The sequence below is a fragment of the Salinispora pacifica DSM 45544 genome (genome assembly GCF_000378845.1).
Lineage (GTDB): Bacteria > Actinomycetota > Actinomycetes > Mycobacteriales > Micromonosporaceae > Micromonospora > Micromonospora pacifica.
Map to the genome: position 1 here is coordinate 527202 of NZ_KB905359.1, position 16283 is coordinate 543484.

Below are 16283 nucleotides of genomic sequence, written 5' to 3' on the forward strand. Positions count from 1 at the left end.
CGGGCTCACGTCGCCCGCGGGCCGGGCAGCAGGTGCCCGAGGAGGAGTTTGAGGATCAGCAGCGGCGCCAGCCAGGCGAGTGCTGGTGGGGCGGGCAGGAGCGTGACCGCCGCGACCAGTAGCCCGGACGCGGCGGCGAACGCCAACGGACGTTTGGACATCGGAGCGGCGGTGGCGACCAACACGGCGGCGGCGAGGGTGCCGGCGTAGAGCGTGATCGCGGTCGACCACGGGTACGCGGGCAGGATCAGTGCCAGGACCGGCAGGTGGACGTGGGCCGCCACGAAGAACACCTGCCGGCGGGCGGCGGTCACGCCCGTGTGGAACCGACGCGACACCGACGCGGTCGCGTTGACCACGGCCCCGCCGAAGATGTCGAAACCGAGGACTGCCAGTACCACCACGACCGGGGACGGGTAGCCCGCTGCGACGCCGATGGCTGCGGCGACGCCGGCACCGACGACCGCGGTGAGGTAGCTGAGCCACCGCTCCATTCGGGTGGCGCCGGGGGCGATGAGCAGGTCGTTGAGCCGCGAGGTGGCGCGGCGTGGCAGGGGCATGGGAGCTGTCATGGGTATCTCCATCCTTCACTCCAACCGGTGCAGGTTCGTTCACCTTAGTGAACACCTAGACACCTGTCGAGCGTGCCCCCGACCCGCACAGGCCCGGCACTGTCGATTGATCGAGGTTTCGCAGCGGCGCCCGCGCCCCGATAACGGTGCGGGAACGCGATCCGTGGCCCGCGACCCTGATGGCTGTGGGCGTGGACCGCTGGGCCGTTTCCCACCGACCATCATGTTCCGAGCGGCTTCCGGCTCCGTCGATCCAGCTCGCATCCGAGGGGCCGAATTCGCCGTGCGAATTTCGGCGTGAGGCGCCGGTGACCGGCAATCCGATCGCCAAACTGACTCGATGCCTCTATGGCGATCGATGGGTCCGGGTCCCCGAATCGACGGGGACGAACGCCAGGTGAGGTCGGGTAGGTCAACCATTCGACGTCCTTTGTCGGCCGATTGGGCTCACTCATCCCGCCGAACTGGCCGTCGTTTCCTCGCGGCTCGTAGGTCGACGTGGTTCGAGGTGTAGCGCTCCCATCCGAGGCGGGGAAAGTCTTCACCCGGACAGCAAGGGGCCGTTTTCCTATTCGTTGAGCGATGGACGTACCTTTTCGATCCAATGTTTCGTCGAGGTTAAGTGGTACGGCAGATCGGGGCTAGCGCGCCCATGGGTCGTATCGGAAAAACGTCACTAGTCGCCCGGAAGGGCTGCAAAAAAGATGTACCAATGGATGCCATGCCATTTACTGGTGCAACGTTCCCGCCCGTTGCAGTGTCCGCCAGCATTGATTAGCTTGAAGTAGGCGAACGCTAAATACAGTTAACCGTTGCGGGCGGCGACGTCGGCACAACTGGAGACGGTGGCGACTGTGCGAATTCAGATCCTCGGCCCGGTTTCTGCCTGGCGCGACCACGAACCCCTGAATCTCGGCCCCGCAGCCCAACGAGCCATGTTGGGGCTGCTGACGATCGTCTGCGGACAGCCGTTGTCACACGCCCAGATCATGGCGGCGGTGTGGCCCGACCGACTACCGCCGCCCACCGCCCGAAATGTGATCCAGACACACGTCAAACACCTGCGCTCTATCCTCGAGCCGGACCGGCGACGACGGGCACCGAGCCAGATCCTGCGCCAGGTCGGTGACGGCTATGCCCTACACGTGCCAGCCAGCGCGGTCGACGCGGTGCGGTTTCGACACCAGGTCACCGCGGCGACCGGCCTCGCCCACCGGGGCGAGATCAACGGCGCGGCCGACCTGCTCGGGCAATCGCTCGCGCTGTGGAACGGTTCGCCGCTGGCCGACATCCCCACACTGACCGCCCATCCCAAGGTGGTCGCCCTGGCCGCGGAGCGGCAGGCCGCGCTCGACCGCTACGGCGACATGATGATCGCCGCGGGCCGGGCGGAGGAGGCACTGCCCGTGTTGGAGGAGGCCGCCGCGGCCCAGCCACTGGACGAGTCGGCCCAGGCCCGCCTGATCCGTGCCTACCACGCCGCTGGACGCCGTTCCCGCGCCTTCAGCCGGTATCACCAGGTGCGGCGGTTGTTGACCGAAGAACTCGGGGTGGGGCCAGGACCGCAACTGGCCACCGCGCACACCGCGCTGCTGCACGACGAGGCGCCGCCGGCGACACCAGCCGAGCCGGGTCCCGCAATCGTCCCGGCGACACGCACCGCAGCCACCGGCGAGGTCTTCGTGGTGCCAGCCCAGCTACCCGCCGACATTCCCGACTTCACCGGGCGCGGCGCCGAACTACACCACCTGGACCGGCTCCTCGCCGAACGGCCCGCACGGCCGGGGCCGACCTCCGCCGGTGCGGCTCCGACCGCCCTCGTCGCCGTGTCCGGTACGGCCGGGGTGGGCAAGACCGCCCTGGCCGTACGCTGGGCCCACCGGGTACGCGGCTGGTTCCCCGACGGCCAGCTCCATGTGGATCTGCGGGGGCACGACGCGGATCCGCCGGTGGCAGCTCGGCAGGCCCTCGCCGGGTTCCTACGCGGGCTCGGTGTCACCGGTACCGACCTTCCACCGAGCACGGAGGAGCGGGCCGCGGCGTACCGCAGCCACATGGATGGCCGACAGATGCTCGTGCTGCTCGACAACGCCGTCTCCGCCGAGCAGATCCGTCCGCTGCTACCGGGCTCGCCGTCCTGCTTCGTCGTGGTGACCAGCCGAGACTCACTCGCCGCCCTGGTGGCGCGGCATGGTGCCCGACGCATCGAGTTGGACCTGCTGCCCCAGGACGACGCCGTGGTACTGATCCGTCGGTTGACCGACCCACGGCTCACCACTGAGCCGGGCGCGACGGCGGCGCTGGCCACGCAGTGCGCCCGGCTGCCGTTGGCGCTGCGACTGGCGGCCGAGGTGACCGACAGCCGGCCGGGCACACCGCTGGCCCACCTGGTCCAGGAACTGGCTGACCAACGCCATCGACTGGACCTGCTCGACGCCGGTGGCGACCGGCGCACCGGCGTACGTGCGGTGCTCTCCTGGTCCTACCGGCGGCTGCCGGCAGATGCCGCCCGCGCGTTCCGGCTGCTCGGCCGCCACTGCGACCCGGAGGTGGAGCCGCAGGCCGCGGCCGGAATCCTCGGCACCACCGTCGCGGAGGCGTGGCGGCTGCTGGACCTGCTGGCCCGCGCTCACCTCATCCAGCGCGGCCCGGGTTGCCGCTACGGTATGCATGCGCTACTGCGAGCGTACGCCGTCCACCTGGTGGAGACCGAGCATCCGTACACCGAGCAGCCGGCCACGGTCGGTCTGCCCGGCTGACCGCCGGCCCAGCCGGCTGGCCACAGCCACAAGGCGAGCAGCGCCACCACACCGGTGTCCAGCCAGCCACCGGGCATGCCGGGCAATCCGAGCAGCACATCCCCGCCCGCCGGGCGGCACCCGTTTCTCGGAGCGGACATCACCGACAGCCCAACCGCACCGGTGACCGCGCCGACCATCCACAGCGGTACTGCCGAGCGCGAGGTATGACGGCACGCGCCGCAACCAGGTCAGCGGGCACCAGTCCGGCCCTCGGCTCTCCCCACGGCCGGTGTCGCCGGCGGTGCTCGGCGTCGACGTCGGTGTAGGTATTCGGCGAGCAGCAGCCCACCTGCTCCGACGACGACATCGCTGAGCATCGAGACGATTCGGCTGGCCAACACCACCGTGCCGGCCAGGGGCAGTGGCAGGACGGTCGCCAGCGCCAGGGCGAGCACCCCCTCCCGGACCCCAATCCCGTCCGGGGCCACCAGCACCACCAGCCCGGCCACGGTGGCCAGGGCGAACCCGGCCACGCAGAGCAGGTAGGCGCGCCCTGGTGGCGCACCCGCGACCACGGCGAGCAGCCAGAGGTGGTGTCCGGAGATGATCCAGGACAGGGACTGGGTGACGATGGCCCGCCGCAGTCCCGACCGGGACGCGGCGAACGTCGGGGCGGGCCGGCGGAACACCCGCGCGGCGGTACGGATGCCCAGGTTGAGCAGGTCCGGCCGGATCAACAGCGCGAGCACCGGCAACGCCGCCAGCCCGAGCAGCCACCACGTCTGCGTGCCGGCGACCGCCGGCCCGGCGCCGAGTCCGACGGTCACCCCGGTCAACGCCACGATGCCCCAGCTCACCATGAACACCGAGGCGAGCCGGACCGGCCCCACGTCGACGGCCTTGCCCAGGCGAAGGAGTACCGGCAGGGCGACGAACCGGCCGGGTACGAACTTCACCAGGAACCCGACGAAGAAGATCCGGGAGGCGGTCCACGGGTCCACTCGGGCCCCGAGGTCAGCAAAGAGCGCCCGCCAGGAGAGCACCCCGAACACCAGACCGACGCAGTTGATGGTGAAGGCCGCGCCGAGCGCGAGATAGACGGTGCTCAGGTCCAGGCTCGCCGCCAGTTCCCGGACGGGGCGCCAGTCCTGCCCGCGCAGCACGGTGACCAGACCAACGGCCAACAGTGCCACGAACAGCACGGTGACGGCCCGGTGCAGTAGCCGCCGCCGGCCTGCCGTGCCACCGCGTCGGCGGCGGCGGAGGTCCACGGTGGCGACAGCAGCGCCGGCGGCCATCCCGACGAGTTGGGTGGCGTGCATGAGCATGTGCATACCGACGAAGTACGCCAGGAACAGGTGCCCCCGGCGGCGCCGGACGAAGCCGAGCAGGCCTCGGTCGACCACGGCGAAACCGGCCGCCAGCAGCAGGGGGACGACGATCAGTTGGACGGCGACCGCCGCGAGCGGCAGGGTCAGCGGCACCCCGGCGCAACAGAGCATGGCGGCGACGGCAGCCCTGTCCACCGTCTTGCCGGTCCGACCCCCGTCCGGTCGGGTGCCGGTGGTGTCGGTCGCCGTACGACGGCGCCCGGCCAGCATGTTGGCGAGCAGCCGACCGTAGCCCACGGCGCGGCTGACGTGCTCGGACAGGTACGGCCAGAACCGGTCCACGTCGTCGTGTCGGCCCAGTACGTCCGCGCTCATCCGAATCTCGTAGCGGGCCGGCAGTCGGGTGCCGAACTCGATGTCCTCGGCGTCGCGCAGCGTCTCATCGAAGCCGCCAACCTCCTCGAACACCGGTCGGGGAATGGCCGTCAACGCGAACAGCGTGGCATCGGTCACCCCGGCGCCCCGTCGGCGCCAGTAGTGCTCGAACAGGGTCTTGTAGACCTCCACCGGGCCGCCGTCGTGCAGCGGCTGGGCATCGTAGATGCCCTGGACGACGGCACAGTCGGGATGCGCGCGCAGGGTTCGCACCGCGGTGGCGATCGCCTCCGGCGCGAGGGCGATGTCGGAGTCGAGAAAGAACAGCACGTCGCCGCTGGCCGCGGCGGCACCGATGTTGCGGGCGGCCGAGACGCCCCGGTTGGTGGGCAGCGCGATCAGCTGGCAGCCGAATCCGGCCGCGATCTCCCGGGACCGGTCGGTGCTCGCGTCGTCCACCACGATGATCTCGACGGGCCGGCGGGTCTGCTCCTGGATTGACCGCAGGCAGTCGGCGAGACTGGCGGCCTTGTTGTAGTTGGGCACGATCACCGACACCGTCGGCGCGGGCGGCTCGGACCCGCCGGGGATGCTGCCGGCTCCGAGCGCCACCGTCTGGGCCACACCGGTCGTCGAGGTCATGGCACTCCTCCCCGGTTCAGACCGAGATCGACAGGAACTGGAGCCGATGGTCGGAGTGACCGGCGGGGTCCCGGAACTCGTAGCGATGCACCTCGACGTCGTCGGAGACCAGCGCCCAGTCCAGCCGCCACAGCAGCAGGCTCGGGCCTCCGGCTGACCAGGAGACGGGGTACGCGGAGCGGCTGGCGTGGCCGGCGTCGCGCAGCTGCGGGGGGAACCGGTGGGTGTCGCCCATCGCCGGTGAGGTGTTCAGGTCTCCGGCGACCAGGATCGGGTGGGGGTTGTCCGCCACGTCGGCGGCCAACGCCCGAAACTGTGGCACCCGGCGTTCGTGTTGGGTGCGGATCGCCTCGTGGAAGGCGCCGCTGAACAGGCTCGGACCGCCGGCCCAGAGCGGAACCGGCAGGTGCGCGTTGTAGGCGGACACCACCCGACCGTCGACCAGCAGGTCGGTGCGCAGCACCTGGTGGTTCCAGAAGTCGGTGAAGTCGGTCGGCGCGGGCGGCAGGCCGGAGGCGGACAGCGGCGTGGCGGCCACGATCGGGTACCGGGAGAGGGTGAGCAGTTCACCCACCACCGCGAGGTGGTAGCCAGGCAGCTGCCGGCGAACCTGGTCGAGTTCGTCGGCGCGGACCACCTCCCCGTCCACCTCGTCGAGGTACTCCTGCAACAGGTACACGTCCGCGCGTTGGGCGCGCAGCAGGTCGTAGAACTCGGTGGTCCGGCCCGCCGAATGCCAGTACTCGGTGTTCCAGGACACCACCCGCAGCGCGTCCGCCGGCACCGGCGGCGCCGGCCGCAGCGGTCCCGGCAGGTTCACCCCGGTCAGACCGGCGCCGAGCAGCAGGGCCGCGAGCGACAGCAACGTCACCGGTCGGCGGGCCCGCCGGCTCCCGGCCGCGACCACCGCGAGCAGCACCGGGGTCGCGAGGAAGGCGATCGGCGGTAGCAGGTCGGCCAACCGCCACCACCAGAGTCGGCCGCTGAGCAGCAGGTGCGCGGTGGTGAAGCCCAGCCACAGCGCCGCAGCCGCGAGTAGGGCCCGGCGCGGCCAGCGCCGCCACCACCGATCGGTGGGCCCACCGGCGACCGTCGGCCCGACCTGCCCCACCCGCACCGGCTCATCGTCGGCCACCGTCGCGGCGTCCGCCGCGACCGACACGGCGGGAATAGTCGCGGCGGCCGCCGCGACCGACACGGCGGGAATAGTCGCGGCGGCCGCGTGGGGCGGTGCCGTCACGCCGGAGCCTCGACCGGGAAGGTGCTGTCGTACAACCGGCGAAACGGGCGGGAGGTCAGCCACTGCAGGACCCCGACGCCCACTCCGGTGGTGATGGTGACGTTGACCATGAAGTGCACGGCCACGAAGAACAGCAGGAAACGTACCCCCCGCCGCCGCAGCACCAGCGCGTACATCGCACGGTCGACGGTGATTGAGGCGCCGAACAGGGCGGCGGGGGCGAGCAGCCACACCGGCCCGGCCAGCGCGGCGAGCAGCAGCGCGGGCAGGGTGGCCGCCGCCAGCAGCGACCCCCATGCCCTTGCGGCCGTCTCGAACCCGGTGGCGAACCGCCGGGCCCGGGCGTACAGCGGAATCCGCAGCCGGGCCCGGTGGAACAGTTTGCGCAGCAGCGGCAGCAGCTCGTGGTCGTGGTCGTGCCGGCCGCGTACCCGGGAGGTGAGCAGCAGGCGGTGCCGGCGGGACAGCCGGTAGCCGTAGTCCACCTCCTCGGTCTGTTTCAGCGCCGGGTTGAAGGGGCCGACCTGGTCGTAGACGGACCGTCGGATCGCGCACATGGCCGGGAAGAGGAAGGTGACCTCCCCCTCCCCGCTGGCCGACCAGTGGTGATACTGCAACCCCCGGTAGCGCGCGATCGCCGTGTCGTGCAGCAGCGGCTCCGGGTCCTCGATCCCGCACACCGCGCCGACCTGCGGCTCGGCGGTGAGCACGGCGACGGCCTCGGCGACCGCGTCGGGGGCCATCGCCACGTCCGCGTCAACGAAGAACAGGATCTCACCGGCGCTGTTGGCGACCCCGACGTTGCGGGCCCGACCGCAGCCACCGTTGTCCGGCAGTGCGATCACGCGTACGCCGAGGGAACAGGCCACGGCGGCCGAGTCGTCGGTGCTGTGGTCGTCGACGACGAGCACCTCGATGGCCGGGTACGTCTGGTCGAGCACGGCCCGCAGGCAGACCTCGAGCGAGGCGGCGTAGTTGTAGCTCGGCACGATGACCGAGACCAGCGGGGTGGGGTTCACAGCGCCTCCGCGGGCTTGTCGTACAGCCGCCGGAACGTCCTCGAGGTCAGCAGGCCGAACACACCGACGGCGGCCGCGACGGCGATCACCAGGTTGAGCAGGAAGTGCATGGCGACGAAGTAGGCGACGAACACCGGGCCGCGGCGGGCGGCGACGAACCGGTACATCGGCCAGTCGAGGCGCAGGTAGCCGGCGAACCCGACCGCGGGAAGCACCGCCCAGACCGCGCCGAGCAGCACCGGCACCACCGCGGTCAGGAGCACGACCGGGGCGGCCACGCTGCTCCAGGCGCGCGGGCCGCTGCGTAGCCCACCGGGGAAGCGGGGTGCCCGCGCGAACATCGGGATGTGCAGCATGGTGCGGGTGAAGACCTTGCGGACCAGGACGCGCAGGTCGTGGTCGTGGTCGTGGACGCCGCGGACGGTGGGCGTCAGCCAGATCTCGTACGCGCGGGCCAGCCGCAGGCCGTAGTCGGCGTTCTCGGTCTCGCGTAGCCGGGGGTCGAAGGGCCCGATCTCGGCGAACACGTCGGCGCGCAGGGCCAGCAGCGCGGTGTACAGGGTGTAGATGCGTCCCTCGTCGGCGATCAGCCAGTAGGACTGCTGCAGGCAGCGGTACTCCTCCAGCAGACTGTCGCGGATCAACGGTTGCGGGTCGTAGTTGCCGCAGACCGCACCGATCTGCGGTCGTTCGGTCAGCAGCGCCACCGCGTTCGCCACCGCATCGGGTCTGGCCGCGACATCGGAGTCGACGAAGAAGAGGATCTCCCCTCGGGCGTGTGACGCGCCCAGGTTGCGGGCCACCGACGGGCCGCCGTTGGCCGGTGTGCGCACGACCCGCACGCCGTACGAGCGGGCCACGGCGACCGAGTCGTCGGTGCTGCAGTCGTCCACAACGATGATCTCCAGGTTCGGATAGGTCTGGGCCTGTAGCGCGGCCAGGCACAGCCCGATCGCGCGGGCGTAGTTGTAGTTCGGTACGACGACCGAGACCAGGGGTTCGGGCATGAGGCAGACCGCTTTCAGGAGGTTGGCAGGGAGGCGGCGAGCAGCCCGGCGCCGACGGCCGCCGCCAGCAGGGCGGCGGAGCCGACGATCAGCCGGTCCCGCAGCAGGGTTCGGACCGGATCCGCGCCGCCGTGGTGTACCAGGACGGCCTGCAGGTAGCGGGAGATGGCCAGGAGGGTCAGGGGCACGGCGGCGAGCACGATGGCCTCGCGGTGCGCGCCGATCGGGGCGTCGGTGTGCAGGTACATCAGGAACGCCGCGACGGTGAGGGTGGCGTTGACGCTGATCAGGTGATCGGCCAGGTTCAGGGTGTAGCCGCGCAGCGCGGGCCGGTACCCGGTGCCCTGGGTGGCGAGTTCCCCGCGTCGCTTGCCGAGGATCAGCACCAGGCAGGCGGTGAAGACGGCGGTGAGCAGCCAGACCGACACGGCCGCGCCGGTCGCGGCGTAGCCCAGCACCACCCGCAGCCCGAACCCGGTGGCCACCACGCTGATGTCCACCAGCGGGATGTGTTTGAGCCAGCGGCTGTAAGCCACGTTCAGCACCAGGTAGGCGGCGAGCGGCCACCCGGGCAGCGCGGGGCCGACGGCGAACGCCAGGCCCAGCAGTCCGGCGAGGACGCCGGCGAACCCGACGGCGGTGGCCACCGAGGTCCGGCCGCTGGCCACCGGCCGGGCCCGTTTCGCCGGGTGCCTCCGGTCCAGGTCACGGTCGGCGATGTCGTTGACGACGTACACCAACGACGAGGCGAGGGTGAACAGCAGCACCGCCCAGGCGGTGCGGGCGAGCCCGCCGACGGTCCAGGCCGGAGTGTCGAGCAGGGCCAGCGGCACGGCCAGCACCGTCTTGGCCCATTGACGGGGCCGGGCCAGCAGGACCAGGTCGCCGGCGTGGCGGACCAGGCGCAGGTCGAGCCGTTCGGTCGCGGTCGCCGGCCGCGCCGGGTTGCGCCTGCCGGCAGCGTCGCGGGCCTCGGCCGGAACCGACTCTGCCGTCACCTCGACCGCGGTCATGGCTGACCTCCTGCGTTAGAAGAAGACCCGGGCGGCGGCGAGTACGCCCTGCCGCCACGGATCACGGCTGGTCGGTCCGCTGGCCGTCGAGGCGGCGGTGGTGGCTTGCTGGCCGCGCCACCACCGGAAGGTCTCCAGCACCGCGTCCCGGTTGCTGTGTCGCGGGTGGAAGCCGAGGCGTTGCCGGGCCCGGTCGATGTCGACGTAGGAGTCGGCCATGAGTTTGTGCAGCAACCGCCCGTACACCGGCGAGAGGCCGCTGCGTTCGAGTAGCCCGAGCGCGACCCGGGCCGGCCGGGCCGGCAGACCGATCACCCGTTTGCCATGTCCGGCGGCGTCGAGGACCGCCTGGAAGTCCTCGCGGAGCGTGCCGAACGTCGCCGCCGCGATGTTGTACGTGTCGTTGGCGGCCTCGGCGGGCACCCGCAGCACCGTTTCGACGGCGTCCACCAGGTCCGCGACGTGCAGCATCTGGATGCGCACCGAGCCGTCGCCGAGCACCGGGAAGTTACGCCCCTCGTGCGCCCACTGGAACAGCATCGCGAACAGTCCCATCCGGCCGGGGCCCAGGAAGGTCTTCGGTCGCAGCACCGGCAGGATCAGGCCGTGCTCGCGGTAGCCCACCGCGAGTCGCTCCGCGTCGGCCTTGGCGGTGCTGTACGCGTCGACCGGCGCGTACGGGTGCTGCTCCGGTGTCGGCACCTGGGTGGGCAGCCCGTACACGGCGGTGGAGGAGATGTAGACCAACCGGGGCACCCGGGCGGCCCGGGCGGCGTCCAGCACGGCCCGGCTGCCGTCCACGACGATGGCCCGGATCTGCTCCGGCGGGTAGCTGGGCAGCGCGGCGGCGCAGTGCACGATCGCGTCGGCGTCGTCGAAGGCGGCCCGCAGCACCGCCGCGTCGCGGATGTCCCCGACCAGGTGCCGGTAGCCCGGCGTGTCGGGGCCGTCGGGGGCCGCCCGTAGGTCCACGCCGGTCACCGTGGATCCGGCGCCGGTCAGCCGCTGCACCACGGTCGAGCCGAGCATCCCGGCGGCGCCGGTCACCGCGATCACCACAGCGAGCCGAGCTTCTGGGCGACAAACCGGCGCAGGAGGCGGTTGAGTCCCTGGCCAAGGACCGCGTCGAGGGCGTGCAGGAAGTGTTCGATGTCGTCGTCGGTGGCGACCAGCGGCGGTCCGACCACCAGCGGGCTGGCGCCGTTGAGGGTGTAGTACGTGTAGATGTCATGCTCCCGGTAAAGTGCGTTGATCACCGATGCGGTGATCAACTTGGTGCGTAGTCGCGGATCTCGGGCCAGGCCGGCTGGCGCGATCTTCGCGGCCAGGTCCAGCACCTTCGGTCCGCCTTCGAGGAAGACCCCCCACAGCGCCCCCGCACCGGTGACCTCGGCCACCGCCTCGGGGTGCTGCTTGGCGATCCGCCGCAGGCCTGGTCCGAGGAGTTGCTCGATGCCTCGCGCCCGGGCCGGGTAGTCGTCCTCGACGGCGATGGCGATCGCCTCGATGGCGGTGGCGCACTCCTCGCCGAAGCCGTAGTAGGTGGTTGACGTCGAGTGCATGAGAGCGTCGACCGGGTTGTCGTAGGCCTGCCGGAACACCGGCTCCCGGGCCACATACGCGGATATCGACGACTTGCCGCCACCGAAGGACTTTGACGTGGTCACCACATCCGGTAACAGATCCGCATGGCGCATGAAGTAGAACATGCTGCCGGTCTTGCCCCAGCCGGTGTAGATCTCGTCGAAGACCAGCACGATGTCCTGCTCGGTGCACAAGGTGCGTAGCCCGTGCAGGAAGTCCGCGGAACACGAACGCATGGTGGAGGCACTGAACGGCTCGACGAGAATGGCGTACACGTCATCGGGGTGCGCCGCGACGGCGGCGCGCACCGACTCCAGGTCGTCATAGGTGTACGAGACCACGCCGGGAATCCCCGGAAACGCGAAATGATTCTGCGCGGCGCCGGTCAGACTGCCGGAGCCGAGAAGTTTGCCGTGGAAGCTGATATCGGCGTGCAGGATCGTGTTGCGCCGGCCGCCGTGGTACTTGTAGGCCAACTTCACCGCGCCCTCGACGGCCTCCGCCCCGGAGTTCGGCAGGAAGGACATGTTCAGGTCACCCGGCAGCACCTGGGCCAGGTTGTGCGCCAACCCCGCCACGTACGGGGAGAAGTAGGTCTTGTGCACCTCCATCCGGCGCCGCTGCGCGAACTGGCGACGGGCCGCCAGCAGACGCGGGTGATTGTGGCCGTGGTTGAGCACACCCACCCCGCCGGTGAGGTCGAGCACCCGGCGACCGTCACGCAGATGCAGGTACGCCCCCTCGGCGTGGTCCACCAGCTCCCGGCCGAAGCCGAACGACGTCATCAGGCCGACCTGACTTCGGTTGACAAAACGTCGATACAGACCGTGTACGTCCTTCACCGAAAGACGCTCACATTCCTCGACGCTGAGTAGCCTCGTCATGCGCCCCCCTTCTTCAGTTCTGGCGCGGGCCTGGGGTTCACGTCAACAACGACCACTCCCGGCGACCCCGGACATTATTTCGAGCGGCACTGAACTGCGACTGAACGACGACTGGAACCGCACCAAAGGCCGGCTGCACACCCCGTTGGGGCACTTGTACGTAACGCGCCCCGTCGTTACCGTGCACGAAACCGTCACCGCGTTCGCGTACGAGTCCCGGCGGGCGCCTGGCCATTTGACATAGGTGGTGTTCGTGCCTGCGAACGTCTCGGTCGTCATTCCCGCCTACAACAGCGAGCGGACCCTGCGCGCCTGCCTGTCCGCGGTCCTCGCCCAGTCCCACCCGCCGCACGAGGTGATCGTCGTCGACGACGCCAGCACCGATTCGACACCGCGGATCGCCCGGGAGTTCCCGGCCGTTGCGCTGCTGCCCAACCCGGTCAACCGGGGCCCGGCGGCGGCCCGCAACCGGGGCATCCGGGCCAGTCGGGGCGAGGTGGTGTTCTTCGTGGACGCCGACTGCGCGCCGGCGCCCGACGCACTCGCCAACGCGCTGCGGGTGCTCACCGAGACTCCCGACGTGGACTGCGTACACGGCATCTACCTGACCGAGCCGCTGTTCGACGACGGGCCGGTGGAGGCGTACCGGCTGCTGCACGCCCACTACTGGCGGATCCGCAACACCGGTCGGGTCCGTACCGCCATCTTCGCGCTCTGCGCCGTACGCCGGACGGTCTTCGACAACGTCGGCGGCTTCGACGAGAACCTGCGCGCCTCCGAGGACGTCGAACTCAGCGACCGGATGGCCGACCGGCACGGCGTCTGGCTCAGCGCCGAGGTGACGTGTCGGCACGACGACGACAGTCGGTTGTGGCCGATGCTCCGCAAACAGTTCGGCCGCTCCCAGCTGCTCGTGCCGGTGGCCGTCCGGGAACGCGGCCCGGCGGGGCTGCGGGCCAACCGGAGCTTTGGCGTGCTGGCGACGGCGCTTGCCGTCGGCACCCTCCCGGCGGGCCTCTTCGCGCCCGCCCTGTTCGCCCTGCCCGCTGCCGCGCTGCTCGGCTTCGTCGTGGCCGACCCGGGGCTGGCGCGGTTCGTGCTTCGCCGACGCGGTCCGGCGTTTCTCGCCTTCTTCCTCGCCACGCACCTGCTGGTGCAGTTGGCGATCATCGCCGGGGCGACGGTGGGTGGGGTGCGGTTCCTGACCGATCGGGACTTCGGCCCGTCCCGTCCCGCTGCGGCGCGGGCCGACTCGTGACCTCGGCGCTGCCGGGCCGGGCCTGGGAAGCGGCCTTCCTCGGCGTGCGGACCTACCACCGGCTCTGGACGACCAGCGCGAAGGCCCGCCGGCGGTGGCCGATGTTCCGGGTCCAGCCCGGTGGGGTGGCCCTGACGGTGGACGACGGGCCCGACCCCCGCTGGACCCCGGCCCTGCTGGACCTGCTGGACGCGTATGCCGTGCCAGCGACCTTCTTCCTCATCGGCGCACGGGTGGCCCAGCACCCCCGGCTGGCCCGGCGGATCGCCGAGGCCGGACACGAGATCGGCAATCACTCGATGCGTCACCCGATGCCCTTCGCCGCGCTCCCCACCGCGCTGCTGCGCGATGAGGTGCAACAGGCGCAGCAGCAGATCACCGACGCCGTCGGCCAGGCGCCGCGCCTGTTCCGGGCACCCAGCGGCGGGTGGTCGCCCCGGGTCCTTGACACGGTGGCGCAGACCGGGCTCACCCCCATGGACTGGACCGTCAACTCCAGCGACTGGAAACAGCCGGGCGTGGCGCACATCACCCGTACGTTGACGCGTAGCCGCTCCGGCCATGTCCTGCTGTGCCACGACGGCGGCGGCGACCGCTGGCAGACCGTGGTCGCGCTGGCGGCGGTGATCCCCCGGCTACAGCGACGCGGGTTACGCTTCGTCCCGGTGCCGCCCGCACCGGGTCCGGGGCGCCCGGGGCGAAGCTGATGGGCGGCAGCGCCGTGGTGCGGGCCGTCGCCCGCGTACTGCACCGGCCGTTGGCGGTACTGATCCGCCCGTACCCTCGGCTCAACGCGCTGCTCTGGGAGACGCAGTACGCCCTGGGCCGATGGAACTACCTGGACCGGGCCGGCGACCACACCACCGTGCAGCTCATCCATCGGTGGGTGTCGCGACCCCGGATCCTCGACCTCGGCTGCGGCTCCACAGTGAATCTGGTGCTGCCGCCCGCCGGCTACCGGCACTACCACGGCGTTGACATCAGCCGGACCGCCCTGCGTCGCGCCCGGTCGCTGCGCCGACCGCACAGCTCGTTCGAGGTCGCCGACGTGCTCACCTACCGGGCCACCGAGGCGTACGACGTGATCCTGCTGCGGGAGGTGCTCTACTACTTTCCGGCCGACCGGGCCGTCGCGCTGCTCCACCGGATGGCCCGCGTGCTCGCCCCCGGTGGTGTCCTCATCGTCTGGCTGTACGACAGCGGCGGCGCGCACGCCGCCCTGGCCGACCGGATCCGGGGCTGCGGGCTGACCGTGCACGAGGAGAAAACCCAGCTCCACGACGGTGCGCCGGCCGGGGGCACGTTCGTGCTCGGCCCAGCACCGGCGGGCCAGCAGCCGCGGGAGGCCACCGGGTCACGTACGGCGGGGGAGCGGCGGTGACCGACGCGCCGACCGCCGGTTCCGAGCTCGCCCGGACGCCGCCGGCCAGCCCGCCGGTGGCAGCGGTGGCGTCGCGGGCGACGCTGGTGGGGATCGTCGCCCTGCTGGCCGTGGCGGCGGCGCTGGTGCACCGCGGCACCGGGCGTTTCTGGGGTGACCTGGCCGCCTACCGCACCGGCGCCGCCGCCGCGGCCAGCGGGGACGGCAACCTGTACCAGGTCTCCTACCGGGGCGAAGACGGCATCGAGCTGGGGTTCACCTATCCGCCGTTCGCCGCCCTGCTGCTGCGACCACTGGCCGCCGTCCCCGCCGATGTGGCCGTGGGGCTCTGGACGGCCGTGTCGGCGGCCGCGCTGGTGGCGGTCGTCCGGCTGGCCCTCGACGCCGCCGGCGTCGCACCCGGTCGCCGGCCGCCTGCGACGCTGCTGGCGGTGCTCGCCGTGCTGCCACTCTTACCCGTCACCGGTCATCTGCAGGCAGGGCAGGTCGGCCTCTTGCTCATGTGGCTGGTGCTCCACGACCTGATACCCGGCCGCACCAGCCGGTGGTGCGGGATCGGCATCGGGGTGGCAGCCGGGCTCAAACTCACCCCGCTGATCTTCGTGGGTTTCCTGCTGTTCACCGGCCGGATCCGGGCGGCAGCCACGGCCACGGCCGTGTTCGTGGCAACCATCGGCCTCGGGTTCGCCTGGCGACCAACGGACTCGGCCTGGTTCTTCGGGGGCGGCCTGCTCGACACAGCCCGGGTCACCGGTGACCCCCGCACGATCCTGAACCAGTCGTTGGCCGGCGCTCTCGCCCGCATCGCCGACACCCCCGACCTGGCCTGGCTGTGGGCGGTGACCGCGGCGGTGGTCGCCGCGGCCGGTACGGCCCTCGCCGTCTGGTGCGCGCGCGCCGCAGACCAGCTGGTCGCGGTGCTGGCGTGCGCCGGCACCGGGCTGCTGGTCTCCCCGGTCTCCTGGCACCACCACTGGGTCTGGTGGGTGCCCGCGATGGTGCTGCTCGCCGCCCGCTGCCGCCAGCACGGTCACCGCCTCGGGGCTGCCGCGCTCGGCGCGGTCTGGCTCGCGCTGGTGGCCAGCACCAGCTGGGTGCTGGCCGCGCCGGGTGGCTGGGACCTGCACTTCACCGGCCTCGGCCTGGTGTACAGCAACCTGTACGTGTTGATCGCGCTCGCGGGGCTGGTCCTGCTCGCTGGTTGGCTACTGCGGCGAAGCGCCGCACGCCGCTGAA

13 protein-coding genes are annotated in these 16283 nt (G+C 71.4%); 5 read left to right on the forward strand and 8 right to left on the reverse strand.

What is annotated here, in order from left to right; genetic code table 11:
• Window positions 1–5: 5 nt before the first annotated feature.
• Window positions 6–572 (reverse strand): hypothetical protein, encoded by a 567-nt coding sequence (locus tag SALPAC3_RS0102370; RefSeq protein ID WP_026185159.1) that lies wholly within the window; start codon window positions 570–572, stop codon window positions 6–8.
• An 854-nt stretch (window positions 573–1426) separates the two neighbouring features.
• On the opposite strand from SALPAC3_RS0102370, the gene SALPAC3_RS0102375 reads away from it, so the two are divergent.
• A complete protein-coding gene (locus SALPAC3_RS0102375) occupies window positions 1427–3331 on the forward strand; it encodes an AfsR/SARP family transcriptional regulator (protein WP_026185160.1) in 1905 nt (634 codons plus the stop codon).
• 230 nt (window positions 3332–3561) lie between these two features.
• On the opposite strand, the gene SALPAC3_RS0102385 is transcribed toward SALPAC3_RS0102375, so the two are convergent.
• Genes SALPAC3_RS0102385 through SALPAC3_RS0102415 form a run of 7 tightly spaced genes read right to left on the reverse strand, consistent with a single transcriptional unit; the run spans window position 3562 to window position 12309 of the window.
• Window positions 3562–5661: a glycosyltransferase gene (locus SALPAC3_RS0102385; RefSeq protein WP_018219670.1), complete on the reverse strand. Its 2100-nt coding sequence runs from the start codon at window positions 5659–5661 to the stop codon at window positions 3562–3564.
• A gap of 16 nt (window positions 5662–5677) precedes the next feature.
• On the reverse strand, window positions 5678–6901 hold the full coding sequence (locus SALPAC3_RS0102390; RefSeq protein ID WP_018219671.1) for an endonuclease/exonuclease/phosphatase family protein: 1224 nt from the start codon (window positions 6899–6901) through the stop codon (window positions 5678–5680).
• Window positions 6898–7920, reverse strand: coding sequence for a glycosyltransferase family A protein (locus SALPAC3_RS0102395; protein ID WP_018219672.1), 1023 nt, complete (start codon window positions 7918–7920; stop codon window positions 6898–6900). The genes SALPAC3_RS0102390 and SALPAC3_RS0102395 overlap by 4 nt, the downstream gene beginning before the upstream one ends.
• Window positions 7917–8927 (reverse strand): glycosyltransferase family 2 protein, encoded by a 1011-nt coding sequence (locus SALPAC3_RS0102400; protein WP_018219673.1) that lies wholly within the window; start codon window positions 8925–8927, stop codon window positions 7917–7919. The genes SALPAC3_RS0102395 and SALPAC3_RS0102400 overlap by 4 nt, the downstream gene beginning before the upstream one ends.
• 14 nt (window positions 8928–8941) lie before the next feature.
• On the reverse strand, window positions 8942–9940 hold the full coding sequence (locus tag SALPAC3_RS0102405; protein WP_018219674.1) for a UbiA prenyltransferase family protein: 999 nt from the start codon (window positions 9938–9940) through the stop codon (window positions 8942–8944).
• A gap of 15 nt (window positions 9941–9955) precedes the next feature.
• Window positions 9956–10999: an NAD-dependent epimerase/dehydratase family protein gene (locus SALPAC3_RS0102410; RefSeq protein ID WP_018219675.1), complete on the reverse strand. Its 1044-nt coding sequence runs from the start codon at window positions 10997–10999 to the stop codon at window positions 9956–9958.
• Window positions 10993–12309 carry an aspartate aminotransferase family protein gene (locus SALPAC3_RS0102415; protein WP_080635108.1) on the reverse strand — a complete coding sequence of 439 codons (1317 nt, stop codon included), beginning with the start codon at window positions 12307–12309 and terminating at the stop codon, window positions 10993–10995. Before SALPAC3_RS0102415 ends, SALPAC3_RS0102410 begins: the two co-directional genes overlap by 7 nt.
• Before the next feature lie 343 nt (window positions 12310–12652).
• Between SALPAC3_RS0102415 and SALPAC3_RS0102420 the strand changes: the two genes are divergently transcribed.
• Genes SALPAC3_RS0102420 through SALPAC3_RS0102435 form a run of 4 tightly spaced genes read left to right on the forward strand, consistent with a single transcriptional unit; the run spans window position 12653 to window position 16282 of the window.
• The gene (locus tag SALPAC3_RS0102420; RefSeq protein ID WP_018219677.1) at window positions 12653–13666 is read left to right on the forward strand and encodes a glycosyltransferase; all 1014 of its coding nucleotides are present in this window, start codon (window positions 12653–12655) and stop codon (window positions 13664–13666) included.
• On the forward strand, window positions 13663–14373 hold the full coding sequence (locus SALPAC3_RS0102425; RefSeq protein WP_018219678.1) for a polysaccharide deacetylase family protein: 711 nt from the start codon (window positions 13663–13665) through the stop codon (window positions 14371–14373). Before SALPAC3_RS0102420 ends, SALPAC3_RS0102425 begins: the two co-directional genes overlap by 4 nt.
• Window positions 14373–15047, forward strand: a complete 675-nt coding sequence (locus SALPAC3_RS0102430) for a class I SAM-dependent methyltransferase (RefSeq protein WP_018219679.1) — start codon at window positions 14373–14375, stop codon at window positions 15045–15047. The genes SALPAC3_RS0102425 and SALPAC3_RS0102430 overlap by 1 nt, the downstream gene beginning before the upstream one ends.
• Window positions 15044–16282, forward strand: coding sequence for a glycosyltransferase 87 family protein (locus SALPAC3_RS0102435; RefSeq protein ID WP_018219680.1), 1239 nt, complete (start codon window positions 15044–15046; stop codon window positions 16280–16282). Before SALPAC3_RS0102430 ends, SALPAC3_RS0102435 begins: the two co-directional genes overlap by 4 nt.
• Window position 16283 lies beyond the last annotated feature (1 nt).

Coding starts and splice junctions, on each gene's coding strand:
- SALPAC3_RS0102370 (WP_026185159.1), bottom strand. CDS start 572: ATGACAGCTCCCATGCCCCTGCCACGCCGCGCCACCTCGCGGCTCAAC.
- SALPAC3_RS0102385 (WP_018219670.1), bottom strand. CDS start 5,661: ATGACCTCGACGACCGGTGTGGCCCAGACGGTGGCGCTCGGAGCCGGC.
- SALPAC3_RS0102400 (WP_018219673.1), bottom strand. CDS start 8,927: ATGCCCGAACCCCTGGTCTCGGTCGTCGTACCGAACTACAACTACGCC.
- SALPAC3_RS0102405 (WP_018219674.1), bottom strand. CDS start 9,940: ATGACCGCGGTCGAGGTGACGGCAGAGTCGGTTCCGGCCGAGGCCCGC.
- SALPAC3_RS0102415 (WP_080635108.1), bottom strand. CDS start 12,309: ATGACGTCGTTCGGCTTCGGCCGGGAGCTGGTGGACCACGCCGAGGGG.
- SALPAC3_RS0102430 (WP_018219679.1), top strand. CDS start 14,373: ATGGGCGGCAGCGCCGTGGTGCGGGCCGTCGCCCGCGTACTGCACCGG.